Below are 14,098 nucleotides of genomic sequence, written 5' to 3'. Positions count from 1 at the left end.
AACGGACTTTTGATATGTATTTCCTGCTGGCCCGCATCCTACAGGCCACGATCGTCATGCTGTGCGTCGCGCTTGTCGGGTTTCTGGTCTTCCAGTATGTCGGCGACCCGGTGCTGGCGATGGTCGGGCAGGAAACCACCATCGAAGACCGAGAGGCGCTGCGCGAGAGCCTTGGTCTGAACGATCCGATCCTGATCCAATACGTCCGCTACGTCACGAACGCCGTGCAGGGCGATTTCGGCATCTCCTACAGCTTTAACCGCGACGTGAGCGAAATGATCGCCGACCGCCTGCCCGCCACTGTCGAGCTGGTGCTGCTCTCAGGCGTGCTGTCGCTGATCCTCGCCATCCCGGCGGGCATCTATACAGGCATCCGCCGCAAGGGTGGGCTGGCGCAGACCATCATGGCGCTGTCGGTGTTCGGCGTGTCGATCCCGTCCTTCCTCTTGGGTATTCTGATGATCCTCGTCTTTTCCGTCTGGCTGAATTGGCTGCCCTCCTTCGGGCGGGGTGATACCGTCACTTGGCTGGGCATCCGGTCGAGCCTTTTCACATGGGACGGGCTGACCCATGCGCTCATGCCCGCCGCCGTCCTCTGCCTCTTTCAGCTGGGCGTGATTTTGCGCCTCATCCGGGCCGAGATGCTGGAGGTGCTGCGCACCGATTACATCCGCTTCGCCTTCGCCCGCGGCATTCCCGGCCAGCGCATCTATTTTCGCCACGCGCTGAAGAACACGATGGTGCCCGTGGTCACCGCCATCGGGTTGCAGCTCAGCTCGCTCTTCGCGTTTTCCATCATCACCGAGCGGGTGTTCCAGTGGCCGGGCATGGGCTCGCTGCTCCTGCATGCCATCGGGCAGAGCGATATTCCCCTTCTGGCCGCCTATCTCATCTTCGTCGGGCTGGTCTTCACCCTCTCGAACCTCGTGATCGACGCCATTTATGTGCTGATCGATCCGCGCATCCGGCATGGGGCGGCCTGATGTTCGAGCGTATTCGGTCCGATTTCTGGTACGAGCTGCTGAACGCGCCGGTGACGGTCGTCTCGGCGCTCATCATTCTGGCGATGATCCTTGGCTGTACATTTGCGCCCATCGTGGCGCCGCATACGCCCTTCGATCCCGGCACGATCTCGATCCTTGACAACAACCTACCGCCCAGCTGGCTGCCGGGCGGCGATGCGCGCTACCTGCTGGGCACCGACCTGCAGGGACGCGACGTGCTGTCGGCGATGCTCTATGGCGGGCGCATTTCGCTGCTGGTGGGGGTGGGCGCGGTGGCGCTGTCGGTGGTGGTCGGGATGACGGTCGGCCTGCTGGCGGGTTACTTCGGCGGGATCACCGACGCCATCCTGATGCGCGTGGCCGAGATTCAGTTCGCCTTTCCGCCCATACTGATCGCGCTTCTCTTCAACGGTATCCTCAAGGCATCGCTGCCCGCCGATGTCTTTGCCCGTGCCGCCGTGCCCATCATGATCCTCGCCATCGGGCTTGCGGGCTGGGTGCAATTCGCGCGGATCGTGCGCGCCTCGGTCATGGTGCAGCGGGGGCAGGATTACGTCACCGCCTGCCACGCCATCGGCCTGCCGACGGCGCGCATCATCCTGCGCCACATCACGCCCAATATCCTTGGGCCGGTCCTCGTGATGGCCATGCTGCAGATCGCGGTGGCCATCGTGACCGAGGCGACACTTTCCTTCCTCGGCCTCGGCACGCCGCTGACCGAACCGTCGCTGGGCGCGCTGATCCAGGTGGGCAGTCTCTACCTCTTCTCCGGCATCTGGTGGGTGGTGATCTTTCCGGGCGTCATGCTGCTGGTGATGGTGGTGGCCTTCAACCTCGTGGCCGACTGGGTGCGCGACTATCTGAACCCGAGGCTGCGATGACCGGATTTCTGTGCCAGACCAAGTGGCTTCAGATCACCTTTCCGCACCGTTTCGGCGATTTTTCCGCCGTTCAATGCTTTGATATGGAGGTGAAGCGCGGCGAAATTGTGGGGCTGATCGGCGAGAGCGGCGCGGGTAAATCCACCATCGGCAATGCGATCATGGGCCTTCTGTCCCATCCGGGCCGCATCACCGGCGGTAGCATCACGCTGGACGGGGAGGAGCTGACCACCCTTGCCCCCGCCGCCATGGCGCGGCTGCGCGGGCGGCGCATCGGCATGATCTTTCAGGACCCGATGACCTCGCTGAACCCGCTGATGACAATCGGCGCGCAACTGGCCGAGTCGATTTCGCTGCTGCAGAGCATTCCGCTGGCCGAGGCCCGCCGCATGGCCGCCGAGCGGCTGGATGCGGTCGGCATTCCCGACGCGGCAGGGCGCATGTCGCAATATCCGCATGAATTTTCGGGCGGAATGCGTCAGCGCGTGGTGATCGCGCTGGCCATGGCAGGCGATCCGGACCTTCTGATCGCGGACGAGCCGACGACGGCGCTTGACGTGTCGGTGCAAAAGCAGGTGCTCGACCTCATCCGCAGCCTCTGCCGAGAGCGCGATCTGGGCGTGATCCTTGTCACCCATGACATGGGCGTTATCGCCGAGACCACGGACCGCGTCTATGTCATGCGCTACGGCAAGCTGGTCGAGACGGGACCGACCGCCCAGGTGATCCATGCACCCACCGCGCGCTATACCCAAGACCTGATCGCCGCCATCCCCTCGATCGAGCACCGAGAAGAGCGGTTTCGCAACCCCGCCAGGAAGACCGGCGAGATCGACAACTGGCTACTTGAGGGGCATCAGGGGACTGGCGACGGCGCGTATGTCAGCGCCGAACACCTGACCAAGGATTTCGCCACCAAAAAAACCACTTTCTGGGGCAAGTCCGGCAGTTTCCGCGCCGTCGACGTGCCGCAGATCGAGGTGCAGCGCGGCGAGGTTCTGGGCCTCGTGGGCGAGAGCGGATCGGGCAAATCGACACTTGGGCGCATCCTGACCGGCCTGATCGCACCCAGCGCGGGAAACGTCACCTATGGAGATCATGGGTCGTTGACCGAAATCCGCAGCGCTGCGGCCAAGAAGGCGTTGCGCCGCGACGTGCAGGTGGTTTTCCAGGACCCTTATTCGTCGCTCAACAGCCGGATGCGCGTCGATCAGATCCTGGCCGAACCGATCCTGTTCCACGGCCTCGCCACCCGCCGCGATACCCCGCGCCTCGTGGCCGCCCTGCTGGAACGCGTGGGCCTGCCCGGTGATGCGGGCCGCAAGTTTCCGCATCAATTCTCGGGCGGGCAGCGCCAGCGCATCTGCATCGCGCGCGCCCTGTCACTGCGCCCGCGGTTCTTGCTCTGCGACGAGCCGACATCGGCGCTGGACGTGTCGATCCAGGCCGACATGCTGGCACTCCTTATGGAACTGCGCCGGTCATTGGGCCTGACCATGCTCTTCGTCAGTCACGATCTGGCGGTGGTGCGGCAAGTATCCGACCGCGTCGCGGTGATGCAGCGCGGCCGCATCGTGGAATGCCGCGCGGCCGAGGCGCTCTTTGATGCGCCCGAGAGCGATTACACACGGATGCTGCTCGAGACCGCGCCCCGCGCGACGGGCCATCACAACGAGGAAAGGCAAAGACCATGAGCGACGACGAAGACCGAAGCATGATCGGCATTGTGGGATGCGGCGCGATGGGCGGCGCGATGATCGCCCGGCTGGTCGAGACGGGGCACGCCCCGCGCTGCTACGACACGCTGCCCGAGGCGCGGGCGCGGGGCGCGGCGGCGGGCGGGACACCTTGCGAGAGCCTTTCCGCGCTGGCGCAGGACTGCTCCCGCATCATCCTGTCCCTGCCGCGCGCCGAGATCGTGCGCGAGGTGATGGCGGACCTGACCCCGCATCTGCGCCCGGGCGCGATCATTCTGGATACCTCGACATCCGAGCCCGAGACGACCAAGGCGCTGGCCGTAGAGGCGGGTGACTACACATTCCTTGACGGTCCCGTCAGCGGCGGGCCGGGCGGCGCGCGCGCGGGCACAATGACCATGGTTCTCGGCGGTCCGGCCGAGGCTATCGAGGCGCTGGGCCCGGTGCTGAAGGATCTGACCGCCAAGACCGTGCATGTCGGTCCTGCGGGTGCGGGACATGCCGCCAAGATCGCCAACAACCTGCTTTGCGCCGCCAATCTGGTGCTGGTCAGCGAGATGGCCCGTCTGGCCGAGGCGGGTGGCATCCCACTTGAGAGCCTTCTGCAAGGGGTCAATGCCGGCTCGGGCCGCAGCGGCGTGAGCGAGGTGAATTTCCCGAAATGGATCCTCAGCGGTGCGTATGATTCCGGCTTTACCATGGGCTTGATGCGCAAGGATGTCGGCCTCGCCACCAAGCTGGCGAACGCGGCGCATCTGGATCTGCCTGCCACCCGCGCCATCGCCGCGATCTGGGAGGCCAGCCGCGACAGCCTGCCCGACAGTGCCGACTTCAACGAAATCTACACATACGGAGCCACCGAAAATGTCTGACCGCGAACAGCTTTTGCACGACCTCATGCGCGATCTGAACCTCGGGGCGGAGGTGCAAAGCCTGATCGGTGGCGCGCTGCGCGGCGGCGCGGGCGATGCGATCACGCTGGAGGATCCTTTTGCGCAGCAAACGCTCGCCACCTATCCCGATTGCGGCGCCGCCCTGGCTGCCGAGGCTTGCGACGCGGCGGCGGAGGCGCAGAAAACCTGGGTGCAGGATTTTTCCGCCGCAGCGCGCGGCGACGTGATGCAGGATATCGCCCGCGCCGTTTCGGACCGTGCCGCACCGCTGGCGCAGCTTGAGGCGCTGGTCGCGGGCAAGCCGATCCGCGATTGCCGCGTCGAGGTTGCCAAGGTGGCCGAGATGTTTCGCTATTATGCCGGCTGGGCCGACAAGCTGCATGGCGAGGTGATCCCGGTGCCCAGCGGCCATCTGAACTACACGCTGCGCGAGCCTTTGGGCGTGGTCTTCCAGATCACGCCGTGGAACGCTCCCATCTTTACCGCAGGCTGGCAGATCGCCCCGGCCATCGCCACCGGCAATGGCGTGGTCATCAAACCCAGCGAGCTGACACCCCTGACCACCGTCGCGCTGGTGCGCATCGCCGAAGGGGCGGGGCTGCCGCGCGGCCTTGTCAACGTGCTCTGCGGGCTGGGTCCGACCACCGGGCAGGCGGCCATTCAGCATCCCGCCGTGCGCAAGGTGATCTTTGTCGGCTCACCCGAAACCGGGCGGCGCGTGGCCGTAGCCGCCGCTGAGGCGCTGAAGCCCGCGGTGCTGGAGCTGGGCGGTAAATCAGCCAATATCGTCTTTGATGACGCCAATCTGGAACATGCCTGCCTTGGAGCGCAGGCGGCCATATTCTCGGGCGCGGGCCAAAGCTGCGTGGCCGGATCGCGCCTGTTGGTCCAACGCGCGGTCCATGTCGAGCTGACGCAGATGATCGCCGATGGGATGAACCGGATCGCGCTGGGCGATCCGCTGGACGACGCGACCGAGCTGGGCCCGATCAGCAATGCCCGCCAGTTTTCCCATATCGGCGCGATGATCGCGGCCGCGAAGCGCGAAGGCGCAAATGTGCACAGCCGCGCGAAAACGCCCGCGACGGGCTATTTCGTGCCGCCCACCTTGCTGGCAGGTCTGGGCAATGGGGCCGAGGCAGCCCAGCGCGAGATTTTCGGCCCCGTCGTCACCGCCATCCCCTTCGAAGATGAGGCCGAGGCGATCGCCATCGCCAATGACACCGAGTTTGGGTTGGCCGGGGCGGTCTGGACCTCCGATGTGGGGCGGGCGCACCGTGTTGCGGACGCGGTGCGCGCGGGCACGTTCTGGATCAACAGCTACAAGGCGATTCATGTCTCGTCGCCCTTTGGCGGATCGCTGAATTCGGGTTTCGGCCGCTCCAGCGGGACGGACGCGCTGATGGAATATACCAGCCCCAAATCCGTCTGGCTCGACAGCGGCGAGACTCCCAAGATCGCCTTCGGCTATGTTTCCTGAACGGCGCCGCGCGCCATTTGCGGCAGTTGAATAGCGGAGGGGTAACCCATGCAGAATAGACGGCCATGACGCTGGTCCGCGAAGTCGAGGCGCTGCTGGAAGGCGCGGGCGAGGCCGCTGCGCTGATCGGCTTCGCGCCCCGTCGGTTCGAGGGTTTCGCCGATCTGGCGGGCGCGGTTCTGGGGGCCGTAGCCGATGTGCCGGGCGATCTGGTGCAGCGCATCTATGCCGCGCATCCCGATCTGGCCGAGATCAGCCAGCATGATATCTGCGAGACGGCGCGGCGCAACTTCGAGCCGGGCGGGCGCGCCGCCACCCTCCTGTTTGCGCGGGGCGTGCATGCGGTCATGGCGCACCGCGTCGCCCATCGGATCTGGCAAGACGGTGATCCGGTGCTGGCGCTGGCGCTCAAGGCGCGTGTCGGGCGCGCCTTTGCCACGGATATCCATCCCGCCGCGCGGATCGGGCCGGGGCTGTGGCTGGATCACGGGCTGGGCTTTGTAGCGGGCGAGACGTCGGTGATTGGGCAGGATGTGTCCATCTGGCACAATGTGACGCTGGGCAGCACCCTGACCGATAGCAGGCCGCAGCGGCACCCGGTGATCGGCGATGGCGCAGTGATTGGCGCGGGGGCCATCCTTCTGGGCAATATCACGGTCGGGGCAGGGGCCAACGTCGCGGCGGGCGCGATCGTGATCGAGGATGTCGCGCCTGGCACCGTCGTCGTGGGGGCCAAGGCCCGGCAGGCGGGCGCGGCCAAGGTTTCGTTTCTGGATCGGAGCAAGGCATGAACGCCGCGTTCGGGCTGGACCACCCGCTGATCGCGGTGCGCGATATCGACGCCTTGCGCGCGCGTCTGATCTCGATCGGATTCAACATGACCCCGGTGGGCAGGCATCCCTGGGGCACCAGCACCAGCCTTGCCATGTTCTCGGGCTGCCTTTTGGAGATCATGGGGATCCATGACGCGGCGCTGATTGACGAGATACCGGCGGGCGATTTCCGCTTTGGCCGTCACATCCACGCGCATCTGCAGGGGCGGGAGGGCATCGCGCTGACCGCGCTGCACAGCACCGATGCGGCGTCGGAGGCCGCCTATGCGGCCAAGGCGGGCTTCGACGTGGCCGGACAGCTCGAGTTTGGGCGCGACGTCACCCTGCCGGATGGCCGCGCGGGCCGCACCCGAACGACGTTGGCCCTGATGCCGGACCGGAAATGGCCGCGCATGTCGTTTTTTCTCTGCCAGCAGCATCGACCGGATCTGATTTATGTCCCCGCCTGGCAGGATCACCCGAATTCCGTGTGCGGCTATGCCGGCGTCACTGTACTGGCGCGCCCCGGAGATATTGCCCCGCTGGCGGCCAAGCTCTCTGGCCTCTACGGCGCAGTGCAAGAATGTGATGGCGGCGCGGTTCTGAGGACCGCCAATGGCGTGATCCGTATTCTGGCCCGCGATGCGGTCGAGGCGCGCTACGGCCCGGTTTCCCCTGAGTTGGCCTCTGCCGATCAGCCGGGCATCGTGGCGCTGGACCTGACTTACCAGAATGCCGCGCGGCTAGAGGCGTGCCTGAAGAATGGCGATCTGCCTTATCTCCGCGACGGGCAGACCTATCGGCTGACCGATCCGTCCCTGACCGGCAACACTTTCCTCAGCTTCGAGCTCATTCCGCCCGAGCGCGCCTAATCCGCGCTCAGCATGACCTCGCTGGCGCCCGCACCGCGCGCGCGGATGCGGATCTGCACCGGGATGCGGTCCTGCATCGCCTGCACGTGGCTGATCACGCCGATCATCCGGCCCTGCGCCTGCAGCGCCTCCAGCGCGTCGATGGCCATGTCGAGGCTGCCCGCATCCAGAGTGCCGAACCCCTCGTCGATGAAGAGCGTGCCAGAGATCGTGCCGGTGCCGCCGACGGTTGACAGCGCCAGCGCCAGGGCCAGCGACACTAGAAACCGCTCGCCCCCCGAAAGGCTGCGGGTCGAGCGGATTTCGCCCGCCATATCCTCATCCACCACATGCAGCGAAAGCTTGCCAAGGCCGCGCGCAAGGCGGTAGCGCGGCTTGATATCGGCCAGATGATGGTTCGCCTGCTCGACCAGAATGGCGAGCGTGACCTCCTGCGCAATGGTTGAAAAGCGGTCGCCGGTGGACGAGCCGACGGTATCGTTCACCGCGGCCAGCGTGTCGCGATGCGCCTTGGCCTTGGAGATCTCGGCAACCAGCGCGGCCATACGGGCGCGCGTCTCGCGGTCGGCCTCTAGCCGGTGCTGGATCGTGGCGCGCTCATCCCGGCGCGCGTCGTCCTCGGCCTCCTGCTGCCCGAGCTTCTGGGTCAGCTCGGGCAGGGGCGTTTCGGGCACACCCGCCTTTTGCAACTCGGCCAGATCGGCCTGCCGGGTCTCTTGGTCCCTCTCGGAGCGCAGCAGGGCATCCTTGGCGGCGCCGATGGCAGCCTCCAGCGCCGCGATGCGCGCGTCGTCCCAGTCCAGCAGGTCGCGTGCTTCCTCTTCGTTCAGGCCAATGCGGTCCAGCGCGGCGCTGAGCGCTTTTTCTGCCTCGCTGACCCGCAGGCTGGCCGCATCCCCGCTCCGCCGGGCCGAAGCGCTGGCGGCCTGCGCCGACGCAAAGGCGGCGGCGGCGGTGCCATGCGCCTCGGAGGCTGCCTCCTTGGTGGTCTGGAGCTCCTTGCGGCGCTGGTTGAAGGCGGTGCGATGCGCAGCGGTCTCTTCGCCGCCAAGAAGCGTGGCGCGCTCGACGCGCAGCGTCTCGGCCTTGGCGCGCCGGTCCTGCCATGCGTCCTTCAGCGCCTCGGCGGCTTCTGCTTCGCCCTTGTGCTGTGCCTCAGCTTTCTCGATCGCGCGCTGTGCGTCCTCACTGCGTGACGTCAGGGATTGCAGCGCCGAATGGGTCTGCGCATGCGCCGTCTTGCGCTCTTCGAGCGCTTGCAGATGCGGGGCGCCTTCCGCATCGAACTCCTTCCAGTCCAGCCCCAGATCGCCAAAGTCCTGCGCAAGGCGCGCGTCCAGATCGCGCTGGGCGGCCCCTTGCGCTTCCGCCTCGGATTGCGCCGCGTCCCGCTGGCGCTGCATCGGGCCGGTTTGCCGGTCGATTTCGGCCTCCTCGCCGCGCAGGGCGCGCAGGTCGCGGCCAAGCGTTGCCAGCTGCGCCTCATCCGTCTGCGCCTGCCGGTCCAGCGCCTCAAGCTCGGCCAGTTCGGCCTCGAGGCTGATTTTCCAATCGGCCAGAACCGTGGCCAAAGTATCCAGCGCAGGCATAGCGCCTGCGGGATCAGCCGGCAGGCGGTCCGCGATAGGGCCGCCCGCCTCGCCCTCATGCGCGCTGCGGTAGTCAGCCTCGATCCGCCTGAGCAGGGCGCTAGCCTCGGCGTGGCGGCGGGCCAGCGCCTCATGGTCCTGACGGGCCTGCGCGATGCGGGCGCGGCTGGCCTCCTGCGCGGTGACGGCGGCGCGGCTGGCAGCGCGGGCGGCCTCCAGCCTGGCGCGCAGATCCTCCGCCAGCGCACGCGCCGCGCCGTCCGCGTGCACGGGATGATGAAGCGCGTGGCAGACGGGGCAGGGCTGCCCCTCTTCGAGATGCAGGCGCAGGCTGCGCGCCTCGGGCGATAGGGCCGCCTCGGCCAGCCCCGCGGGCGCCTCGAGCGCCTCGATCTGCGCCTCGGCGCGGGCCTGATCGCTGCGCGCCTCTGCAAGCGCCGCCTCGCTTTGGGCGATGCTCTGGCGGGCGTCTTCCTGACCGCGCAGATGATCCTCTGCGTGTCCGGTCTCGGCACTGTGCTGGGCGGCCAGCGCGGCAAGAACCTGCAACGAGGCGGCGCTGCGGGCGAGCCGGTTCAGCCGCTCCGCAGGCGATCTGCCCCGCAATGCCTCGCGGCGCGGTGCGCGCTCGGCCACGGCACTCTCGATCTTGGCGCTTTGCGCGGTGGCCTTGGCGATGGCCTCTGCGATCTCGGCTTTGCGGCGCTCCGCCCCTTGCAACTCCTGCGTAAGCCGCGCCGCGCGCCCCTCTGCCTCCGCTGCGGCGGCAGAGGCGGCGATGCGTCGCTCCAGCCGGTCGCTCAGCACCGGCCAGCCTGCAACCAGCGCGTCGCCCTGCGGCTCCTCGGCCAGCGCTTCGGTCAGGGGCTGCGCCTCCTGCTCTAGCCCGGCCAGATCCGCCTTCGCCTTAGTCCATGCCGCCTCGGCCTGCTCGGCCTTGGCGCGGCGGGCCTCATAGGCAGCTTGCGCCGCGCTTTCCTCGCGGGATGCATCGATGATCTGGGCATCCAGCGTGGTGGCGTGGGTCCAGACGGGGCCCAGATCGGCAAAGCGCGCCTCGGCCTCGTCATGAGCCTTGCGATGGGTGGCAAGGTCTTGCGCCGCTGCGCTCAGCGCTGCCTCTGCGGCAGTTTCGGCCTCGGCGCAGCGGATGATCTCGGTCCGCGCGCTGGCCTCGGCCGCCTTGGCGTTCTGCAATTCGCGGTGGTCGGGGCGGATCTGGGCGGCCTTGCGCAGGCGCCCAAGCTGCGCGGCATCCTCCTGCCGCTTGGCCCAGTGCGCCTTGGCTTGCGAGAGGGTCTGCGCTGCCTGTGTGCAGCGGGCCGTTGCGGCCTCGATCGCCTCATGGCGCTTGATGTCGCGGCGCGTGGCGGCAAGGGCCGTGCCTGCCACGGCGCGCAGCTTGTCCAGCTCGGCAATGCGCGCGGTGGCGGCGGCGGTCTCCTCGGGGGTGAGCACGCTATGCTCACCCAGCTTCATGTCCAGGTCCTGCACCGCGCGCTCGGCGCTGGCATGGGCGGCAAAGACGCGGCGCGAGATATCCCGGTAAAGTCCCGTGCCGGTGACCTTTTCCAGGATCGCCGCACGCTCGGCGGTCTTGGCGCCGAGGAAGCTGTCGAAATCGCCCTGCGCCAGAAGGACCGAGCGGCGAAATTCGTCATACGTGAGGCCCGTCAGCGCCACGATGCGGTCATTCACCGCGCGGATCTGGTTCTCCAGCACGGTGCCGTCGCTCAGCCGCGTGATGCTGCGATCCACGTTCTGCAGCTTGGCCGATGCCTTGCCATAGGCGCGGCGCACAGACCAGCGGGCCTCGTATTCCGCGCCGTCGCGGCCGCGAAACCGCACGGTCGCATGGCCTTGGGCGGCGCCGCGCCGCAGGATTGTGCGCGCGTCCGAGGATTGCAGCATCTCGCCGCTGACATCGGGCACGGTATCGTTGACGCCCGCACTGCCAAGGCGTGGGCAATCGCCGTAAAGTGCGAGGCACATGGCGTCCAGCAGGCTGGATTTGCCCGATCCGGTCTGGCCGGTGATCGCAAACAGGCCAGCGCCCGAAAGGGGCGGCGCGTCGAGGTGGATGTCGAAAGGCTTGGCAAGGCTGGCGATATTCTCGCCCCGGATCTGCAGGATATCCATCGCGCTATTCCCCGGCCAGGATATCGCGGAAGGCGCTGAGATGGCGCGCCTCGGGGGGGATGCCGTTGCGGTCCTCATAGGCCTGCGCAAAGAGCGTCTCGGGGTCCGTCTCGCGCAGGCTGGAGACCGGGGGCGGCGCGGGCGCGTCCGCCCCTTCTTTGCGCCGCACCCGCGCCCCGCCAAGGCGCAGGCCCCGCTCGGAGATGAGGCGCGCGGCCTCGGTCATCAGGACAGAGGCCGCGTCGGTCGGCTCGATCTCGAGGTAGATGATGGGGCGCAGGCCCATCGGCAGATCGGCGTCGCAGGAGATGTCCGCCAGCGTGGCGGGCAGATCGTCGATCGTGATGGTGCCGCTTTGCGGAATGCGCAGCACCTCTGCGGGGCGGGCGATGGGGATATGGCGGTGAGTGGCGGTGCCGCCCTCCATTTCGATCAGCGTGACGCCGTGGGAATGGCGGATCTCGGAGGACGAGAGCGGAAAACATGCGCCGGAATAGCGCACGCGTCCACCCTTGAGCGTCTGCTGGCCGTGCAAATGGCCCAGCGCGACATAGATCAGGCAGTCCGGAAACACGCTGGGAGGCAGGGCGTGCGCGCCGCCGATCAGGATCCGCCGCTCAGCGCCCTCGCTCTCCAGCCCGCCGGCGCAATGGAGGTGACTGGTGGCGATGATCGGCACGTCGCCTGCAACCTCCTGAGCCTGCGCCGCGATCTCGGCGTAAAAGCGGCTGGCGGCATCCACCACGGGATCGGCGCCCTCGGCATGCAGCCCGGTCAGGTCCGAGGCGCGCAGAAACGGGATGGCGAGAATGTAGAGCGCCGGGGTGCCATCCGGCCCTTTTATGGGGACAAGGTGGCGCGCGATGTCGATCCGCCCCTCCCGGCGTTGCACCGTGGCGACGACATGCACATCGAGGGCGCGCAGCACCGGCATGGGCGCCTCCAGCCGCTGGGCCGGGTCGTGGTTGCCGCCGCTGATGACGGTGATCAGGTCGGGGCGGCGGCGCTTGAACGCGGCCAGCGCGTCATAGAGCAGCCTTTGCACCTCGCCCGAGGGGTTCGAGCTGTCAAAGACATCACCCGCGACCAGAAGCACATCGGCTTCCTCGCGCTCGATCACATCGGCAAGCCGCTGGAAATAGAGGCGATGCTCATCCTCGCGGCCCCAGCCGTTGAGGCTGTGCCCGAGATGCCAGTCGGCAGTGTGGATGATGCGCATAAGTCCGGTCCGGGATGGCGCGCGCCGCTCGCGCGCCCGGCGCATACTGTCAGGGCGCGCGGGGGGCTGCAATCGCGTCAGGTCATCGAGCTCAGGCCGGGGCCAGCGCATCGCGGATGGCGGTCACGGCGTGCAGCATGTCGACGGTGTAGCTGTGGATCAGGAAATCCGGCCAAGTGGACAGCTTGACGGCCAGGAACTCGGTTTTGGGGTCCAGATAGATCAACTGGCCAAAGACGCCGCGCGCCATGAAATCGCCGCGGCTGGCATCGTGGATCCACCATTGGCGGCTATAGGCGCCCTTGGGCGAGGTGGCGGTGTAGGGCTCGCCAAAGGCGGCGCGGTCGCCGCTGGCGCTGGCGCGGATCCACTCCTCGGGCACGATCTGATTGCCGTTCCATGCGCCGCCTTCCAGCAGCATCAGGCCAAAGCGCGCGTAGTCGCGCATTGTGGCGTTGAAGCCGCCATCGGCCAGCGCGGTGCCCGCGCCATCGACGGTGAAATAGGCGTCCCGCTCGGCCCCGATGCGCGACCAGATATGCGTGGACAGAAGGTCCGACAGGGCCGCGCCACCCGCCCGCTCAAGCGCCCAGGCGACGACATCCGTCTCGATCGAGCGATAGCGGAAGGCTTCGCCATGGCCGCGCTCTTGCGGCAGGCTGAGAATCACGTCGCGGATCGTGGCGGGGGGCGCGGCATCCTCGGACGGGCGCCAGCCGCTGGCGATGTCGATGCGCGTCATGTCCGAGCCGGGCGTGCCGTAATCCTCGTTGAAGCGCACGCCCGAGCGCATGTCGAGCACATGGCGCAAAGTCGCGTCCGCATAGCCCGAATGGGCCAGTTCGGGCACCAGCGTCGGCATGGCCGCGTCGAGGTCCAGCGCCCCCTCGCCATGCAGCACGCCTGCCAGCGCGCCGACGACCGATTTGGCCACGGATTGCGACAAATGCGGCGTCAGGGCGCCCATGTCGTTGTGATAGCTTTCATGCACCACGCGGCCACGGCTCATCACCATGAAGCCGTCGGTATAGCTGGCGTCGAGCCAGCTGCCGACGCTTTGCTGAGTGCCGGCGAGGGTGGGAAAGCGGATGGCGCGCAGTTCCTGCTGTGCGGCGGGCAGGGCGCGCACCGGGCCCGCGCCGCGCGGCACGTCGGCGGTGGGAAAAAGGTTGCGCATGTTCATGAAGGACCAGCGATTGAACGGCGGCAGGTCCCAGTTGCTGGGGCCGGGGATCCGCTCGGGCGCAGGCGGAAAACCTTGCATGATGCCATGATCGCGCGCGGTGGGCGCGGGATGCGTGGGCGAGGCGTGATGCGCCGGGGCCTTGTGCGGCGCTGCATGCACCGGCACGGCATGGGCGGCGGGATGCGCCGGATGCGCCGGAGCCCCATGGGCGGCGGCATGTGCCTCGGGGCTTTTGAGGGGGCCGGCATTGGGGGGCGTCATCGGGATATCCTTGGGGTTGGGAGGTTCAGGCACGAAAAAGGGCGGGGCGCCGGTATGCGCCCCGC

The 14,098-nt window shown here is 67.6% G+C and carries 10 protein-coding genes; 7 read left to right on the top strand and 3 right to left on the bottom strand.

What is annotated here, in order from left to right; genetic code table 11:
* Window positions 1-14 precede the first annotated feature (14 nt).
* The 7 genes from ACEWPL_RS17005 to ACEWPL_RS16975 all read left to right on the top strand — a co-directional run bounded on the left by ACEWPL_RS17005 (window position 15) and on the right by ACEWPL_RS16975 (window position 7,639).
* On the top strand, window positions 15-983 hold the full coding sequence (locus ACEWPL_RS17005; protein ID WP_393929576.1) for an ABC transporter permease: 969 nt from the start codon (window positions 15-17) through the stop codon (window positions 981-983).
* On the top strand, window positions 983-1,885 hold the full coding sequence (locus ACEWPL_RS17000) for an ABC transporter permease (RefSeq protein WP_393929573.1): 903 nt from the start codon (window positions 983-985) through the stop codon (window positions 1,883-1,885). Before ACEWPL_RS17005 ends, ACEWPL_RS17000 begins: the two co-directional genes overlap by 1 nt.
* Window positions 1,882-3,579, top strand: coding sequence for a dipeptide ABC transporter ATP-binding protein (locus ACEWPL_RS16995; protein ID WP_393929571.1), 1,698 nt, complete (start codon window positions 1,882-1,884; stop codon window positions 3,577-3,579). The genes ACEWPL_RS17000 and ACEWPL_RS16995 overlap by 4 nt, the downstream gene beginning before the upstream one ends.
* Window positions 3,576-4,454 carry an NAD(P)-dependent oxidoreductase gene (locus tag ACEWPL_RS16990; RefSeq protein ID WP_393929569.1) on the top strand — a complete coding sequence of 293 codons (879 nt, stop codon included), beginning with the start codon at window positions 3,576-3,578 and terminating at the stop codon, window positions 4,452-4,454. Before ACEWPL_RS16995 ends, ACEWPL_RS16990 begins: the two co-directional genes overlap by 4 nt.
* Window positions 4,447-5,955: an aldehyde dehydrogenase family protein gene (locus ACEWPL_RS16985; protein WP_393929567.1), complete on the top strand. Its 1,509-nt coding sequence runs from the start codon at window positions 4,447-4,449 to the stop codon at window positions 5,953-5,955. Before ACEWPL_RS16990 ends, ACEWPL_RS16985 begins: the two co-directional genes overlap by 8 nt.
* Before the next feature lie 65 nt (window positions 5,956-6,020).
* A complete protein-coding gene (locus tag ACEWPL_RS16980) occupies window positions 6,021-6,746 on the top strand; it encodes a serine O-acetyltransferase (protein WP_393929565.1) in 726 nt (241 codons plus the stop codon).
* A complete protein-coding gene (locus ACEWPL_RS16975; RefSeq protein ID WP_393929563.1) occupies window positions 6,743-7,639 on the top strand; it encodes a VOC family protein in 897 nt (298 codons plus the stop codon). Before ACEWPL_RS16980 ends, ACEWPL_RS16975 begins: the two co-directional genes overlap by 4 nt.
* On the opposite strand, the gene ACEWPL_RS16970 is transcribed toward ACEWPL_RS16975, so the two are convergent.
* The 3 genes from ACEWPL_RS16970 to ACEWPL_RS16960 all read right to left on the bottom strand — a co-directional run bounded on the left by ACEWPL_RS16970 (window position 7,636) and on the right by ACEWPL_RS16960 (window position 14,033).
* Window positions 7,636-11,367, bottom strand: a complete 3,732-nt coding sequence (locus ACEWPL_RS16970; protein ID WP_393929561.1) for an AAA family ATPase — start codon at window positions 11,365-11,367, stop codon at window positions 7,636-7,638. The two genes, ACEWPL_RS16975 and ACEWPL_RS16970, sit on opposite strands and share 4 nt — an antisense overlap.
* Before the next feature lie 4 nt (window positions 11,368-11,371).
* Window positions 11,372-12,586: an exonuclease subunit SbcD gene (gene sbcD, locus ACEWPL_RS16965; protein ID WP_393929559.1), complete on the bottom strand. Its 1,215-nt coding sequence runs from the start codon at window positions 12,584-12,586 to the stop codon at window positions 11,372-11,374.
* 91 nt (window positions 12,587-12,677) lie between these two features.
* Window positions 12,678-14,033 (bottom strand): serine hydrolase domain-containing protein, encoded by a 1,356-nt coding sequence (locus ACEWPL_RS16960; RefSeq protein ID WP_393929557.1) that lies wholly within the window; start codon window positions 14,031-14,033, stop codon window positions 12,678-12,680.
* Window positions 14,034-14,098: the final 65 nt, after the last annotated feature.

The organism is Roseovarius roseus (assembly GCF_043355935.2).
Taxonomy (GTDB): Bacteria; Pseudomonadota; Alphaproteobacteria; order Rhodobacterales; family Rhodobacteraceae; genus Roseovarius; species Roseovarius roseus.
Note: the sequence above shows the minus strand (reverse complement) of the source record. Positions and strands in the feature narration are given on the sequence as shown.

What these genes read in the sequence shown, in the direction of transcription:
- ACEWPL_RS17005 (WP_393929576.1), top strand. Translation starts at nt 15, where the DNA reads ATGTATTTCCTGCTGGCCCGCATCCTACAGGCCACGATCGTCATGCTG.
- ACEWPL_RS16995 (WP_393929571.1), top strand. Translation starts at nt 1,882, where the DNA reads ATGACCGGATTTCTGTGCCAGACCAAGTGGCTTCAGATCACCTTTCCG.
- sbcD (WP_393929559.1), bottom strand. Translation starts at nt 12,586, where the DNA reads ATGCGCATCATCCACACTGCCGACTGGCATCTCGGGCACAGCCTCAAC.
- ACEWPL_RS16985 (WP_393929567.1), top strand. Translation starts at nt 4,447, where the DNA reads ATGTCTGACCGCGAACAGCTTTTGCACGACCTCATGCGCGATCTGAAC.
- ACEWPL_RS16975 (WP_393929563.1), top strand. Translation starts at nt 6,743, where the DNA reads ATGAACGCCGCGTTCGGGCTGGACCACCCGCTGATCGCGGTGCGCGAT.
- ACEWPL_RS16960 (WP_393929557.1), bottom strand. Translation starts at nt 14,033, where the DNA reads ATGACGCCCCCCAATGCCGGCCCCCTCAAAAGCCCCGAGGCACATGCC.
- ACEWPL_RS16990 (WP_393929569.1), top strand. Translation starts at nt 3,576, where the DNA reads ATGAGCGACGACGAAGACCGAAGCATGATCGGCATTGTGGGATGCGGC.
- ACEWPL_RS16980 (WP_393929565.1), top strand. Translation starts at nt 6,021, where the DNA reads ATGACGCTGGTCCGCGAAGTCGAGGCGCTGCTGGAAGGCGCGGGCGAG.
- ACEWPL_RS17000 (WP_393929573.1), top strand. Translation starts at nt 983, where the DNA reads ATGTTCGAGCGTATTCGGTCCGATTTCTGGTACGAGCTGCTGAACGCG.
- ACEWPL_RS16970 (WP_393929561.1), bottom strand. Translation starts at nt 11,367, where the DNA reads ATGGATATCCTGCAGATCCGGGGCGAGAATATCGCCAGCCTTGCCAAG.